This window comes from Christiangramia aquimixticola (genome assembly GCF_048285835.1).
Lineage (GTDB): Bacteria > Bacteroidota > Bacteroidia > Flavobacteriales > Flavobacteriaceae > Christiangramia > Christiangramia aquimixticola.
On the sequence record NZ_JBLVTL010000001.1, the window covers coordinates 467,654 to 482,839 of the forward strand.

16 protein-coding genes are annotated in these 15,186 nt (G+C 37.8%); 4 read left to right on the forward strand and 12 right to left on the reverse strand.

The features are described from left to right. Positions 1-108: 108 nt before the first annotated feature. The 11 genes from hpf to ACNKXV_RS02115 form a co-directional block, all read right to left on the reverse strand. Positions 109-411 (reverse strand): ribosome hibernation-promoting factor, HPF/YfiA family, encoded by a 303-nt coding sequence (hpf, locus tag ACNKXV_RS02065; protein ID WP_417906034.1) that lies wholly within the window; start codon positions 409-411, stop codon positions 109-111. 34 nt (positions 412-445) lie between these two features. Next, a complete protein-coding gene (locus ACNKXV_RS02070) occupies positions 446-1,336 on the reverse strand; it encodes a tyrosine-type recombinase/integrase (protein WP_417906035.1) in 891 nt (296 codons plus the stop codon). Between the two features lie 84 nt (positions 1,337-1,420). Next, positions 1,421-1,615 carry a 30S ribosomal protein S21 gene (rpsU, locus tag ACNKXV_RS02075; protein ID WP_417906036.1) on the reverse strand — a complete coding sequence of 65 codons (195 nt, stop codon included), beginning with the start codon at positions 1,613-1,615 and terminating at the stop codon, positions 1,421-1,423. Between the two features lie 341 nt (positions 1,616-1,956). Then, the gene (locus tag ACNKXV_RS02080) at positions 1,957-3,123 is read right to left on the reverse strand and encodes an acyl-CoA dehydrogenase family protein (RefSeq protein ID WP_417906037.1); all 1,167 of its coding nucleotides are present in this window, start codon (positions 3,121-3,123) and stop codon (positions 1,957-1,959) included. A gap of 85 nt (positions 3,124-3,208) precedes the next feature. Next, positions 3,209-4,072, reverse strand: a complete 864-nt coding sequence (locus ACNKXV_RS02085; protein ID WP_417906038.1) for a ComEA family DNA-binding protein — start codon at positions 4,070-4,072, stop codon at positions 3,209-3,211. 15 nt (positions 4,073-4,087) lie between these two features. Continuing rightward, positions 4,088-6,157, reverse strand: coding sequence for an amino acid carrier protein (locus ACNKXV_RS02090; RefSeq protein WP_417906039.1), 2,070 nt, complete (start codon positions 6,155-6,157; stop codon positions 4,088-4,090). Between the two features lie 485 nt (positions 6,158-6,642). Further along, on the reverse strand, positions 6,643-6,873 hold the full coding sequence (locus tag ACNKXV_RS02095) for a PspC domain-containing protein (protein ID WP_417906040.1): 231 nt from the start codon (positions 6,871-6,873) through the stop codon (positions 6,643-6,645). Between the two features lie 9 nt (positions 6,874-6,882). Then, positions 6,883-8,166 (reverse strand): DUF2851 family protein, encoded by a 1,284-nt coding sequence (locus tag ACNKXV_RS02100; protein WP_417906041.1) that lies wholly within the window; start codon positions 8,164-8,166, stop codon positions 6,883-6,885. Positions 8,167-8,215: 49 nt separating this feature from the next. Next, positions 8,216-8,911, reverse strand: coding sequence for an SGNH/GDSL hydrolase family protein (locus tag ACNKXV_RS02105; RefSeq protein WP_417906042.1), 696 nt, complete (start codon positions 8,909-8,911; stop codon positions 8,216-8,218). A gap of 129 nt (positions 8,912-9,040) precedes the next feature. Next, positions 9,041-10,021, reverse strand: coding sequence for a PLP-dependent cysteine synthase family protein (locus ACNKXV_RS02110; protein WP_417906043.1), 981 nt, complete (start codon positions 10,019-10,021; stop codon positions 9,041-9,043). A gap of 80 nt (positions 10,022-10,101) precedes the next feature. After that, positions 10,102-11,334, reverse strand: a complete 1,233-nt coding sequence (locus ACNKXV_RS02115) for an ABC transporter permease (RefSeq protein WP_417906044.1) — start codon at positions 11,332-11,334, stop codon at positions 10,102-10,104. A gap of 6 nt (positions 11,335-11,340) precedes the next feature. On the opposite strand from ACNKXV_RS02115, the gene ACNKXV_RS02120 reads away from it, so the two are divergent. Next, positions 11,341-12,588 carry an exo-beta-N-acetylmuramidase NamZ family protein gene (locus tag ACNKXV_RS02120; protein ID WP_417906045.1) on the forward strand — a complete coding sequence of 416 codons (1,248 nt, stop codon included), beginning with the start codon at positions 11,341-11,343 and terminating at the stop codon, positions 12,586-12,588. A gap of 4 nt (positions 12,589-12,592) precedes the next feature. After that, positions 12,593-13,117, forward strand: coding sequence for a GNAT family N-acetyltransferase (locus ACNKXV_RS02125; protein ID WP_417906046.1), 525 nt, complete (start codon positions 12,593-12,595; stop codon positions 13,115-13,117). A 50-nt stretch (positions 13,118-13,167) separates the two neighbouring features. On the opposite strand, the gene ACNKXV_RS02130 is transcribed toward ACNKXV_RS02125, so the two are convergent. After that, positions 13,168-13,665, reverse strand: a complete 498-nt coding sequence (locus ACNKXV_RS02130) for a YkgJ family cysteine cluster protein (protein WP_417906047.1) — start codon at positions 13,663-13,665, stop codon at positions 13,168-13,170. Here ACNKXV_RS02130 and ACNKXV_RS02135 point away from each other — a divergent pair. Both ACNKXV_RS02135 and ACNKXV_RS02140 read left to right on the forward strand, forming a co-directional pair. Continuing rightward, positions 13,665-14,366: a class I SAM-dependent methyltransferase gene (locus tag ACNKXV_RS02135; protein WP_417906048.1), complete on the forward strand. Its 702-nt coding sequence runs from the start codon at positions 13,665-13,667 to the stop codon at positions 14,364-14,366. The two genes, ACNKXV_RS02130 and ACNKXV_RS02135, sit on opposite strands and share 1 nt — an antisense overlap. A 44-nt stretch (positions 14,367-14,410) precedes the next feature. Then, positions 14,411-15,186 (forward strand): hypothetical protein (locus ACNKXV_RS02140; RefSeq protein WP_417906049.1); only part of this gene is annotated, 776 nt, incomplete at its 3' end.

The following is a 15,186-nucleotide window of genomic DNA, read 5'->3' on the forward strand; positions in this document are numbered from 1 at the left end:
TCGGCCTTTTATGCTATTTTAGTCGCATAAAAAAGTCCGCTATTTCTAACGGACTGCAAATGTATATAAATTATTCCTTTATCAAAAAATAATTTTAAAAAATTTCAACTAAACATGAGCTGTCATCTTTTCTTTCTTTTTGATTAGTTGTCTTTGAAGCGAACTAACGCACTCATCCACACAAGCTTCGAACTTGTTACAGGTCTTTTTTACAATTAGCTCTCCCCCGGGAATGCTTAATAGAATTTCAGTGATCTTATTTTCCTTTCCACTTGTATTCTGTACTTTAAAAAATACATCGGCATGAATTATCTTATCATAATAGTGTTCCAGTTTATCAAGTTTCTTTTGTGTGAAGTCGATTAGTTTTTGATCGGCATTGAAGTTCACTGACTGCAGATTCATTTTCATAATCCAGTAGAGTTTAATTAAACAAAAGGTTTAGCTAGTTATTATTGTTCCTGGGATGAGCGTTTTTATGAATTTTGCTCAGTTCGGCAATGCTATTGTGAGTGTAGACCTGGGTCGAAGCAAGACTTGAATGACCCAGCAATTCTTTTACCGCATTTAGATTTGCTCCCTGGTTCAATAAATGAGTGGCAAACGAATGACGCAGGATATGCGGACTCTTTTTTAGTTTACCAGACACCTTACTAAAATAATTATTTATAATTCTATAAACAAAACTTTCATAAGATTTATCCCCTTTTGAAGTGACAAATAAATAATCATCTCTGTCAACCCCATAAAGCACAGCCCTTTCAGCCAAATATTTTTTTGCTGAATTTTTCACTCCTTCCAAAAGCGGAATAAATCGTTGTTTATCTCTTTTACCGGTAACCTTCAACACACTCCCTTCAAGATCAAGGTCCTGTATCCTAATATTTATCAACTCTGCTCTTCGTATCCCGGTAGAATAAAACAGCTCGACCATCAGCCTGTCCCTTAAACCTTCGAAATCTGAATCATCTATGATTTCAAATACATTCTTTACTTCAGTTTCAGAAAATGGAATCTGGACCTTCTTAGGAGTTTTTAAAGCACGATGTTTGGCCAATGGGGAATTTTCTATTTCCCCTATTTTCAGAAGGAATTTATAATAAGCTTTTAATGAAGAGGCTTTTCTATTAATGCTTCGGTTAGATACTCCCGCTTCAGATAACTCCACAATCCAGCTTCGGATTTGAGAATAATTGACATCTACAGGGTCATCCTGGGCAAATGAAGTTTCTATGAAATTGTGAAATTCTAAAAGATCTGCCTTATACGCCTTGATGGTAAGAGGCGAATATTTTTTTTCGTGCTGAAGGTAATTCAGGAAGGCAGAATAGGGCATAAAAAAAACTGTTGACAGACAAAGTTACTAAACTTTAACCTATCAACAGTTTTGGATATTGTCGACTATTTTACAAATCGGTTACTAGATATCCTCGGCGTCTCTAAGATGCTGGATATACTCCGCCTTCTGAACCTGAGCTCTACGCTCTACAGATGGTTTTGTAAAATGTTGACGTTCTCTTAGCTGACGCATAGTTCCTGTTTTGTCGAACTTACGCTTAAAACGCTTAAGAGCTCTATCTATATTTTCTCCGTCTTTAACTGGTATAATTAACATAGTGTCATCACCTCCCTTCTTTTGGAATCGGCTGCAAAGATAATTTAAATCTTATAATACCCAATACAAATATGATTTAAATGTACAAATATTTCGATTTGAAAGATTTAGCCATAGGCTTTTACTGAATAGAATAAAAAAAGCCCTGCAAAATTGCAGGGCTTTTAAGTTTTCCTTCTTCCAAAAATTATTTAGCCGCAGGCTTGTATTCTTTATTATCCAATACCATTTTGGCGATAATTGAAAATAATTTTCGCCAAAATTTATTTAGCGGCAGGCTTGTATTCTTTGTTGTCCAGTACCATTTTGGCGATAATTGAAAATAATTTTCGCCAAAATTCTTATTTAGCGGCAGGCTTGTATTCCTTGTTATCCAATACCATTTTGGCGATAATCTCCTTCAGAATTTCAGAAGTACCACCTCCAATAGGTCCTAATCTACTATCTCTAAACATTCTTGCAAGCGGGTAATCTTCCATATATCCATAACCCCCTAACATTTGCAGACACTTGTACATTACCTCGTCTGAAATTTTAGTAGCCAGCATCTTGGACATACTTGCTTCCTTAACTACATATTCGCCATCATTAAGACGTTGAGCCGTGGCGTAATTAAACTCCTTGATCACCTCAACTTCACTCACAAGTTCTGCCATGGTATGTCTTAGCGCCTGGAATTTATCAAGTGATTTTCCAAAGGCTTCACGTTCTCTCATATACCCCATAGTGTATTCCAGAGCATACTCAGATCTTGCGTGGGCATTGATTCCCATAATAAGACGTTCTAAGGCGAAATGCTGCATGATATAATTAAAACCTTTTCCATCCTCACCCATAAGGTTCTCTGCCGGAATTTCAACATTATCAAAAGCCAGCTCAGCAGTATCTGATGCTCTCCAGCCCAACTTGTTCAGTTTTGTTGCAGAAAGTCCCTTACATTCTTTATCCACAAGGAAAATACTCATTCCTTTATTTCCTTTTTCAGGAGCAGTTTTAGCAGCCACTACATAGAAATCGGCATAAACACCATTGGTGATAAATGTCTTGGAACCATTGATCAAATATTTATCTCCTTTTTTTACTGCAGTAGTTTTCATACCTGCAACATCTGATCCTCCAAACGGCTCAGATATACATAAACAACCAATTTTATCACCTTCGATAGCCGGAGTTAAATAAGCCTCCTTCATCTTATGATCTGCCTCTACTTTTAAATGAGTCATCGCAAGATATGCATGAGCCCACATCGCTGCAGCAAATCCTCCAGAGTTAACCTTTTGTAATTCTTCAAGAAATATAACCGTATAGAAAAGGTCCAGCCCCATTCCACCATATTCTTCCGGCTGATTAAGACCAAAATAGCCCATCTCTCCAAACTTTTTCCAGATAAATCTTTCAATGGTTCCGGTCTCTTCCCATTTATCGATATGTGGAACTACTTCCTTTTGTAAAAATTCCTGAAAACTTTTCCTGAACAACTCATGTTCCTCTGTAAAATATCTGCTCATTATAAATCTTTATTTTTTACCGACTCAGAAGTCGAAAATTGCCAATTATGTTATTGTTATTTTTAGATCATTTTTTTACCAAAAATCAATCTACTGCCAAATATAATTTAATTCTGTCGATTTTATCGGAAGGAAATCCATTGATTTTTGATAATTCCTCAAATGAACTTATACTTTCATTAAGGTTTTTATAATTAATAATTTCCCTTGCAAGCTGGTTATTGAAGTAAGGAACTTTTGCAAGCTCAGCCTCGTTTAAGGTATTAATATTCCTTATTTCAATTTGGGGTTTAGTGATGATCTGGAATTTCTGAAGGATTCGCTCTATAACTTCCGGCTGCAGGCCATAAACATCTTTAAGCTGAACCGGATCCAAAAACCCTCCAATCCTGGATCTATACTTCACGATCCTTTCTGAAAGTTTTTCTCCTATCCCATTTATTACCTGAAGGTCTGCAGCGGTCGCAAGATTGAGATCGGCCACCTTCACCGGTGCAGATTTTTCCACCACCAGAATTTTAGCTTTCCCCGATTTTTCAACCCATTCAGGAAATCTTAAAGAGGGAGCAATTTTTTGAAATAAATCTTCAGATATGCCAGTGACAGCTCTAAAATCAGCAGCTGAGTTAATCCATTTTCCCTTTTTTCGATATGCCAGAAGCCTGTCAATTTCTTCAGTGGATAGCCCCAGACGATACGCCTTAAAGTCGGTTAAAAAATTCGGGTTAAAAGGATAAATCGTGTCTTTAGCCTTCAGCTGATTTTGTTCCAGAGAGTCCAGTTGTTTTTCAAAAGCTTCCAACCTCTCTAAAGAAACCGGCTCCGTATCCGGCTGGAAATAATTCATTCCAAAGATGACCAGCTGCAGGAGAATGATAATTACTATTAAAGCAAAAATCCCATTCTGCTGACTTCTGGAAAGTGCAAAATGGGATTTGAGAAATTTCATTTTATATAATACCTCTTAGGCTTTCGCTTCAGTTTTATGAAACAATTCACCAGCTTTAAGTCTGGCTCTGTATTCCTTAAGATCGTTACTAACTTCACCAATCATGATATACAGTCCAATAATGTTAGGGAAAGACATCGCAAGGATCATCATATCTGAAAAATCAAGTACGGCACCTAAACTTACAGACGCTCCTACTACAACGAATACCAGGAATAAAAATTTATAGATGATCTCGTTCTTCTTACTTTTTCCAAATAAATAAGTCCAGGCTCTCATTCCGTAATACGACCATGAGATCATGGTTGAAAATGCGAACAAGAATACTGCGGTTGCAAGAACGTAAGGGAACCATGAAATTACGCTACCAAACGCAGTAGAAGTAAGCTCTACGCCTCCTACACCAGCTACTTCATGCATACCCGTAAAGATCAATACTAATGCAGTAAGCGTACAAACTACAACTGTATCAATAAACGGCTCTAAAAGCGCCACAAATCCTTCAGAAGGCGGGTGGTTGGTTTTGGCGGCACTATGCGCAATCGCAGCAGAACCTACACCGGCTTCGTTCGAGAACGCTGCACGCTGGAATCCAACAATAAGAACCCCTATTACTCCACCTTTTACAGCACTCGGGCTAAAAGCTCCATCCCAGATAGCAGAAAAAGCAGGTCCAATATTTTCAATATTTACTCCAATTACCACCAATGCTCCAAGTACATAAACTGCAGCCATGATTGGTACGATCTTCCCGGTAACTTTAGCAATACTGGAAATACCTCCAATAATTACAATACCTACAAGAATCGCCACTACCACTCCAAACCAGAATCCATTTCCAACTAACATTGGGAATTCACCTGCAAGGATAGAGAACGATTGGTTTGCCTGGAACATGTTACCTCCTCCAAAGGAAGCACCAATAGCAAGAATAGCGAAAAAGGCAGCAAGGAATTTACCTAAACCTCTTTTACCTCTTTTTTCAAGACCGTATCTAAGATAGTTCATAGGCCCTCCAAAAACTCTACCTTCAGAGTTAATGAATCTGTATTTTACACCAAGAGTACATTCCACGAATTTTGAAGACATCCCCAGTAGTCCAGCAAGGATCATCCATAAAGTTGCTCCGGCTCCTCCTAAAGAAATAGCTACCGCTACCCCGGCAATGTTTCCAAGACCAACGGTACCAGAAACTGCAGTTGCCAGTGCCTGGAAGTGAGTTACCTGTCCCGGTGCATTTGGATCGTCATACTTCCCTTTGGCAAGTTCTAAAGAGTGACCAAATCCTCTAATATTAATAAACCCTAATCTGATGGTAAAGAACAAAGCACCAAGTACCAGCCATACCACAATAAACGGAATATCTTTTTGTTGCGGATCACCATTTGGGTGAAGAAGCGCAACCGGCTCATCATATTCTATACTCGCAAAATACTGAGCTCCCTGCTCAATAACATGCTGTTTGTTATCTGAATTATAAATAACCTCTCCTTCTTTAAGGAAATGATCAAGCGTTCCATCTGCATTTGCCATTACCTCGATAGTTTCACCATTTTTGGAAACTATGGCAATAAGGTCACCTTCGGTTACATGCTCTCCATTTGGAACAACCCATTTTTCAAGTACATATTTCGCATCTTCGGTAGCACTCCAGTTAGGCGCCTCTACTCTTTTCACATCTGCATACACTACAGGATCATAAATCCCTATTGCAGAGAATGGATCCCAGAAAAGTACACTTCCCATACTTTCAACTATAGGAGCAAATGTTCCATTGAAATGTTCTGTAATAGCCTCGGCATCTACCTGGAATTCTTTTTCTACAGAATTACCCGCAGCATCAGTAACTACTACACTGTAAGGTACTCCTTCAGTAAGGTCTTCGGCTCTGTTGGAATTAAGGCTTGTTTCCTGGTTTGACCACTTATACTGGTAAGGAGGAGTTCCCCCGGTTACATCAAGTTCTATGAACCCATTATTAATCACGTTGGATGGATTACCTACTTTGGCTTTTACGTCCAGTTCCTGAGCGGACAATCCAACAATTGAGAATAAAAAGAACATTGAAAGCAAATACTTTCTCATATGTAAATTTGGTTATTTAATTGAAGTTAAATTTTCAGCGGGTGAATATGATAAAAAATTAGGCTATTTCAAAGTTTTGGGGGTTAAATTGTGAAGTTCATGTTAAATAAAATCCCTGTTTTCAGTCAGTTTAGAGCATTTTTCGTTAATCTGATTCATTATTCGCATTCCTTCATTTTATCCTCCCTCTTCCCAATTTTTGGATTTCTGAAACCATTGAATAAGGATTGAATTTTTTATATAAATCCCCTGAAAACTACGATAATATCTTCAATTCGCCGGAATGTATTTATCTGTTTAAAACTTCAGGAGTTTTAAAATGAATTATGGAAAGTTCAATTTCAGACAATAATTTCGTTCAAATGCTACAGGTTTCCTACGCATCTATGAAATTACAGGAGTGAGTATCCTCAAAATTGGACTATAAAGTAAGAATGAACTTACCTTTAATTACAAAAAGCTGGATAAAAAAGCGGTAAGGACTTTTAAAGGTCGAAAACTGAAGTTCTCTTAGTATAAAGCAGGTCTTTTAATTTCAACCAAAATGCAAGAATAAGGTATACTACAAATCCAGCTCCCATGGTGAAGAAAGAGGCATAAATAAAAAATAACCGGACATTCTTGGCTCTGATCCCTAATTTATCTGCCATTCGGGAAGACACGTAGAACCCATGCTTCTCCAGATAATATCTAATATTCGAAACAAATGCAGTCATACGGCAAATTTAAACGTATTTAGGAAATTTATTCAGGATAGAAGCTCCCAATTCACATTGTAAACAATTATTACGGTCACAGTATTCCCTTTTTAGCTGAACTAAAGCCTGGGATTGGAGTGCATTTACAGCTGTTCCGGGCCTTATTTGATTGTAAAGTTTAACGATGGAATTATCCTCCTTTTTTATAAACCGAAGCAAATCGCTTATTTCTGAATTCACATCGGCTCCAATGTAATTAGCATACACGAATTTTAAAGGGATCACAAAATTGATAATAAGAAGATCAATAAATTTCTTACTTAATTTCTTATTCCGCGGTTTATGAGGAGTACTAAAATTATAATGGGTTTTCCAGTAGTCTGAAACTTCCACCTTGAATATTTCATTAATAGAATTTACATCCTTGGCATCGATAATTCGCTGAAACAGATTATCATGAAAATGATAAAGCGCAGCTATTTGCGCCAGGCGGATACTAGGAAAATTATCCGGTCTTAATCTAAAAAATTCAGGCTTTTGCTGAAGCTCATAACATAACTGATATTTAACCTTTAAATATTCAAATTCTTTCCTTAGGTCAAGAGCATATTTGTCTTCACCCTTTATTAATCCAGCCTGTCCCAGAAGTAAAGCTTCCAGAGAAAAAAGATCCGGTTTTAATTTTCGCCAAATTTTAAAATCAAAACTTTGAGCAATTGCTTTAAAATTCTCGCCATTAATATTTAAACCGAAACTCTGGCACAGAAAAACAAAACAGGTTGCCTCCCAGTCATTAGCCGTTTTATCAAACAGTTCTTTTAGAATTTTTGCTTTTTTCTCCAGCCTTTCGAAATATAACCTCTCAAGCCAACGATCCATTTTAAACTGATCGAATTCAGGGAAGTCCTGCTCACAGTTTAGACTATTATGAGCAGTCTCCAATAAATTCAAATAATTATGGAGCACAAATGGCTTTACCAGGCGGGAAAGTTCCAAAACAGGGATGGCAGTAGAGTTTTTCCTGAAAACATCCTCATCATGATTCCACACAACATGAAGAATCACATTTTCGTAATTAGGATCTAATTGGTGATGATGCAAATACCAGTCTGAAGAATTTATATGCATTTCCACATTCCCGGCCCATAATTGATCCCCAATTTGAATACGGGCATTAAAAAAATCGGGACCGGAATTTAGATTTCTTGTCCCCGGATCAAAAATGGAAATGGGTTGACCGGCTGAAGTTTTAAGTGCCTCAGTTCCAAACTTTTTAAACTTCCATAAAAAATATAGAAACTCTTCTTTCACCTACCTAATTTATCAAATTTTCGAATTGAAAAATCAGGAGTTAATAAATTTATTGAGGTAGTTTTTCAGCTACCTGATTGATTATCATGTCTACCCATTTCTCATACATCAAAGCGCTTGGATGAAGATTATCACTTGCAATTAACTCAGGGTTATTCTTCGCCTCCCGGGAAATAGGAGTAATATTATAGAAGGGGACATTAAATTCATTCGCTACCTTCCTGAAAACCGCATTAAACTCATCAATTTCGGCACTTATTTTTTCCTGATTGGAAGCGCCAAAAGGGGTATAACCATAATCCGGAATACTCACCGCAAAGACTCCTTTTTCCAAAGTCCTGGAGTGGTTAACAGCTCTTCTAAAAATTGTTCGCAGTTCGGCTTCATATTCATTAATGGATTTTCCCTGATACTGGTTGTTAACTCCAATGAGAATGGATACCAGATCAAAATCCTGTTGTGCGTCTAAATTACGATCCATTCCCTGCAAAAGATCTTCGGTAGTCCAGCCGGTTTTAGCGATTATACGCGGAGCTGCCATCTTATAACCCCGAACCCGCAACTGTTCCGCCAGTTGTACAGGCCACCGTTTGGTTTCCACCACACTCTCCCCAATGGTGTATGAATCTCCCAGAGCGAGGAAAGTATATTTAGCATTTCCAGGCTCTTCATTATTGGTGACATCCTGCGTGGAACTACAGGAAACCAACAGAATAACAAGAAGTAACAGGCAAGCTTTTTTCATGATCTCAATTTAAGCTCTGAAATTAGGTGATTTAGAGAAATTATAAAATGATTCCCCTTAGTTTAGGCTTTTCTTAGCATAAAAAAACCCCGCCATTAGCGAGGTTATAAATCTATAATTTGGAATAGTTTACTCTATGTAACCCATTTTTTTCATCCATTCATCGTTGTACATTTTACCAACGTATCTACTACCATGATCATGGAATAGAACTACCACCACATCATCTTTGGTAAATTTATCTTTTAGCTGAAGCAATCCCTTTGCAGCTGCTCCGGCACTGTTCCCAAGGAAAAATCCTTCTTCTTTGGATAATTTCTGAGTATAAACGGCAGCATCTTTATCGGTTACCTTGGTAAAACCATCAATCACACTAAAATCTACATTTTTAGGAAGTATATCTTCTCCAATCCCTTCAGTCACGTAAGGATAGATCTCTTTTTCATCAAACTCTCCGGTTTCATGGTATTTTTTAAATACAGATCCGTAGGTATCTATTCCCCAAACTTTAATATTTGGGTTTTGCTCTTTAAGGTATCTTCCAACCCCCGAAATAGTTCCACCGGTACCTACACCCACTACAAAGTGTGTCACTTTACCATCAGTTTGTCTCCAGATCTCAGGACCTGTAGACTCATAATGAGCCTGTTGATTACTTAAATTATCATACTGGTTCACATACCAGCTGTTCGGAGTTTCTTCAGCAAGTCTTTTGGAGGTCGAATAATATGAACTTGGATCTTCCGGAGCAACATCTGTAGGGCAAACAACCACTTCACTTCCCACGGCACGAAGAATATCCATTTTCTCCTTACTCTGCTTATCACTTAATACGCAGATCATTTTATAACCTTTTACGATAGCTGCAAGAGCAAGTCCCATTCCTGTATTTCCGGAAGTTCCTTCGATAATTGTACCTCCCGGTTTCAACAATCCATTAGCTTCAGCATCCTCCACCATCTTCACGGCCATTCTGTCTTTAGTAGAATTACCTGGATTAAAGGTTTCGTATTTTGCAAGTACCAAAGCATCAATATCCTTAACGATCTTGTTCATTTTAACAAGAGGAGTATTACCAATAGTACCCAATATATTTTCTTCGTATTCCATTCTATTTTTTTATAAGCTGCAAATGTAAAAAACCTGAACCAAATCAGGAATTTCCGGAGCTATACTTTTAGTCGTGAATTTTACTCGAACTTAATCGCTTTAACAGGAGATATTTTGGAAATTATTACTGAAGGGATCAGCAACATCAACATACACAGGAAAAGGGTTCCAAAATTCACCAGAAGAATATAATCCCAATCCAGATAAATTGGAACTTCCGTAACATAATAAGTTCTTGGGTCCAGAGGAATTACTTTAAAATATTTCTGAAGCAATAATATTCCCAAACCTATCAGGTTCCCCCAGAATAACCCCAATCCAATAAGGTAGCCTGCATTGTATAAAAAGATCTTCCGTATACTCCAGTCGGCGGCGCCCAGACCTTTAAGAATCCCAATCATTTGAGTTCTTTCCAAAATAAGGACCAGTAAGGCTGTTATCATATTTATCCCCGCAACGAGGATCATAATTCCCAGAATAAGGGCGATATTAAAGTCAAATAAGGATAACCATTCAAAAATGGAATAATACTTCTGACTTATAGTTTGAGTATCCAGAAAAGATCCGGTATTTTCATACACTTCATTTCCTTTGCGATCAAGCTGATCAAAATCTTCCACGAAAACTTCAAAATTACCCACCTCATCATCTTCCCATCGATTGATACGCTGTATATGCCTTATATCAGTTAGAATATATAACTCATCAAATTCCTGAAAACCTGATTCATAAATTCCCACGATCTCAAATGCTCTAACCACCGGCCTGTCTCCGGAGTCTCTAAGGAAGTATGTTGGAACTTTATCCCCTAACTTTAACTGAAGACGATTTGCGAGATATTCAGATACTAAAATCTCATCGTTGAGTTTGGAATTAAAATTTGGCAATCTGCCCTGAGATATAAATTCCTCAAAATAATCCCATTTATAGTCTTCCCCTACTCCTTTAGCTACAATACCTTCAAAATCGGTTTCGGTTCGAATCACTCCAAAAGCAGAAGCGACTGCCTGGACGTGATCAATTCCCTCCACGGTTTTGAATTCGGGATAAAAATCCTGATTCTTAGATACCGGGATCAAAGATACTTTGGAACTGTTATTATCGTAGCTGGAAATAATGATATGGCCATTGAAAGCTGCGATCTTATCCCTGATCTTTTCCTGTAAACCAAGTCCGGTAGCAAAGGATACCAGCATCATTACCACTCCTATTGCAATAGCTGTAATAGCAATTTTAATTATAGGTGCAGATATGCTACTTTTATATTTTTTTGCGCTAATTATGCGCTTAACAATGAAGAACTCGAAATTCAAGATGCAATGATTAAGAGGTTGGTCAAAAGTACATTTTTATTCTTTCTTTTAGGAATTCTTTCCTGCGGAAACACGCATAAAGAAACAAGTTCACCATCTTTAAAAGAAAAGAGTTCCGAAAAGGCTCAGGATTCTTTAAAGCCTCAAGTGGTTACCGGTGCAAACCAAATGCATCTTTACCTCCCAAAACTACAAGGTAAAAGTGTAGGCATTGTAGGCAATCAAACTTCAGTAATAATCAATAAAAAAGGAGGCTTAACCCATTTAGTTGATTCATTACTTTCAAAAAACATAAATGTCGCAAAAGTTTTTGCACCCGAGCATGGGTTTAGAGGAACTGCAGATGCCGGAGAAATCATCAAAGATGGAACAGACCCTGTAACAAGTTTAAAAGTAATCTCACTGTATGGTGCCCAGAAAAAACCTTCGAAAGAAACTCTGGAAGGTCTGGATATAATGGTATTTGATATTCAGGATGTAGGCGCAAGATTCTACACCTATATCTCTACCCTGCATTATATAATGGAAGCCTGTGCTGAAAATAATATTCCGTTGCTTATTCTGGACAGACCAAATCCAAACGGGCATTATATAGATGGGCCTACTCTGGATATGAAACACAGCAGTTTTGTGGGAATGCATCCCATTCCGGTTGTCCATGGATTGACCATGGGGGAATATGCCAAAATGATAAATGGAGAGCAATGGTTAAAAGACGGTCTTCAATGCAAGCTGGAAATTATTCAGCTGGAAAATTATTCTCACGATCAAGCATATAATCTTCCGGTTAAACCCTCACCAAATTTACCCACTCCAACTGCAATAAATCTATATCCAAGCCTCTGCTTTTTTGAAGGCACAAACGTAAATGCCGGGAGAGGAACAAATAAACAATTTCAGATATTTGGATCCCCGGATCTTGATCCTGAGGTTTTCAAATTTACCTATACTCCCCAATCTTTACCGGGTGCAACCAGTCCTAAACATTTAAAGAAGCTATGTTACGGGAAAGACCTTAGCAGTACGCCATATTTACAAAAACTGGAATTAAAGTGGCTTATTGATGCTTATGAACACACTTCAAATCAGCAGGAATTTTTCAACTCATTCTTCACCAAATTAGCCGGAACTGAAAAGTTGCAAAAGCAGATTGAAGCGGGATTGACTGAAGAAGAAATTCGGGAGACCTGGAAAGCTGACCTGGAAAAATTTAAACTTAAAAGAAAACCTTACTTATTATACCCGGAAAAATAGAAAAATGAATACCTCAAAATATATTGTTAGAAAAGCCAGAGAAGATGAATTTGAAAAGGTTGGAGAACTTATGGTTCAGGTTTATTCCCAGCTTGAAGGTTTTCCAAAGCAAACGGAGCAACCGGAATATTATAAGATGCTGGCCAATATTGGAGAAATAACCACAAAACCTTATACAGATTTATTGATCGCGGTTTCACAGGAAAATAACATAGCCGGTGCGGTGGTTTATTTTGACGACATGAGCTCCTACGGTTCAGGCGGAACAGCTACTCAGGAAAAAAATGCATCAGGCTTTCGGCTATTGGCGGTTGATCCCGATGAGAGAGGGAAGGGAATAGGCAAATTACTTATCCATGATTGTATAGATAGGGCTAAAAATAACGGACAAAAGCAGGTTATTATTCATTCCACAGATTTTATGAAAATCGCGTGGAAGATGTATGAAAAAATTGGTTTTAAAAGATCTGAAGATCTGGATTTTATGCAGGGTAATCTTCAGGTATATGGATTCCGCTTAAAGCTCTAAAAATTTTCGCGAAACCTTCTGACTCTTTTAACAGCCTCCGGCGTTAGGCGTTATTTCAGCTTTACTCTTTTCTTCATCTCCTCTACTATATTATATGCAGCAGGACAAATGGCTGTATTTTTAATGGTGATATTAGAGATTTTATGAAGGTCCTTCCTGTCTGTGTGCGGATACTCTCTGCAGGCTTTTGGTCGCACGTCGTAGATAGAACAATAATTATCATCTCCAAGAAAAGTACAGGGGACTTGTTGCAGAACATGATCATTATCCTCATCTACACGCAGGTAATTTTCTACAAATTGAGCCGGTTTTAGCCTGAGGTGTTTAGCAATCCTTTCAATGTCTTTATTGGTAAATAAAGGACCGGTAGTTTTACAACAATTGGCGCAGGTTAAACAATCTGTTCGGGTGAATTCCTCCTCATGAATTTCCACCATGGTTTTATCCAGATCTTTCGGCGGCCTTTTCTTTAGCTTTGAAAAGAACTTTCTATTCTCCTTCTTCTTATCTTTGGCCAGATTAGGTAAACTTTTAAGAAATTCATCCATTGGACAAAAATAAGGATATATTCGGTACTGCCATCAAGGCTTTTTACAACAAAAAAGACAAAACTCCCATCACTGTGCATTCGCCACATTTTGATGATGATGAAATCCCTGTGGAGTATCTTTTTAGAAAATATAAGGATATGCCGCTGGTGGAACAAAAGGCACTTGACCTGTGTAAAGGTGAAGTTCTGGATGTAGGCTGCGGAGCCGGAAGTCACGCTCTTTATCTTCAGGAAAAACCTGACTTAAAGGTTAGCGCTATCGATACTTCTGAAGGTGCTATTGAAGTAGCTTTGGAAAGAGGAGTGAAAAATGCTCAGGTTCAGGATTTCTTTAAACTGAAAGATAAGAACTATGATTCCATTTTGCTGTTAATGAACGGAAGTGGCATAATTGGTAAACTGGATAAATTAGACGACTTTCTTAATCATTGTAAAGAATTACTAAATGAGGATGGGATTATCATTATGGATTCTTCAGACCTTATCTATCTTTTTGATGATGAATTTATAGATACCGAAGAATATTATGGAGAACTGGAGTACACCTTAAGCTATAAGGATCTGAAATCAGATTCTTTTGACTGGCTTTATTTGGACCCGGAAACTCTGATTGAATTTGCAGATAAGAACGGTTTTAATTGTGAAATTGTAACCAAAGGCGAGCATTATGACTTTCTGGCTGTATTAAAACGCAGCTAACTTTGTTTTTTTTCTATTTTTGTTGATATACCTATAAAATATACATGATCAAATTTAAAAAGTTCCTCCTGCTTTTCTTGTTTGCATCTCTGGTTGTTTCCTGTACTAAGGACACTCCTGCTGGTGGTTCCTCTAACGACGGAATTGACAGATCTGCTAACTTGAAATTAACTGGTTCTTCCGCCTCAGACCTTTTGAGTGATATGGATTATACGTCCATGAATATCGAGATCGTTTATGCTGAAGGTTTTAAACCGGAAGATGATGCGATAAAAATCTTCAGAGACTTTTTGGAATCCAGAGTTTATAAGCCGGATGGTATTAATATATTATTGCGTTCAGTAAAGTCTTCTGGTCTTTCACCTTTTAATAATGAAGACCTTAAGAAAGTGGAAAAGGACACCCGGACTGTATATAATGCCGGTGATGAGATCGCCGTCTGGATCTATTTTGCTGATGGTAAAAAAGAAGATGACCAGTCAAACAAACCCACATTAGGAACAGCATTTAGAAATACCTCCATAATCCTTTATGGTGAAACCATTAAGAATTATGCCAACCGCAATGGGGCACCTGCAAAGGCTCTGATAGAAGCTGCTACGCTAAATCATGAGTTTGGTCATTTATTTGGCCTGGTTAATCTGGGAATAGAGCCGGTATCAGATCATGAAGATCCTAACAACGAAAAACATTGTGTTACTGATAAATGTTTAATGCGCGCCTCGCTTGACTTTGGGAGCGGGGTTATAAACGTTATCGACGGGCAGGGAGTTCCAGATCTGGATGATGCATGCAAACAGGATCTCCAGTCAGCCGGAGG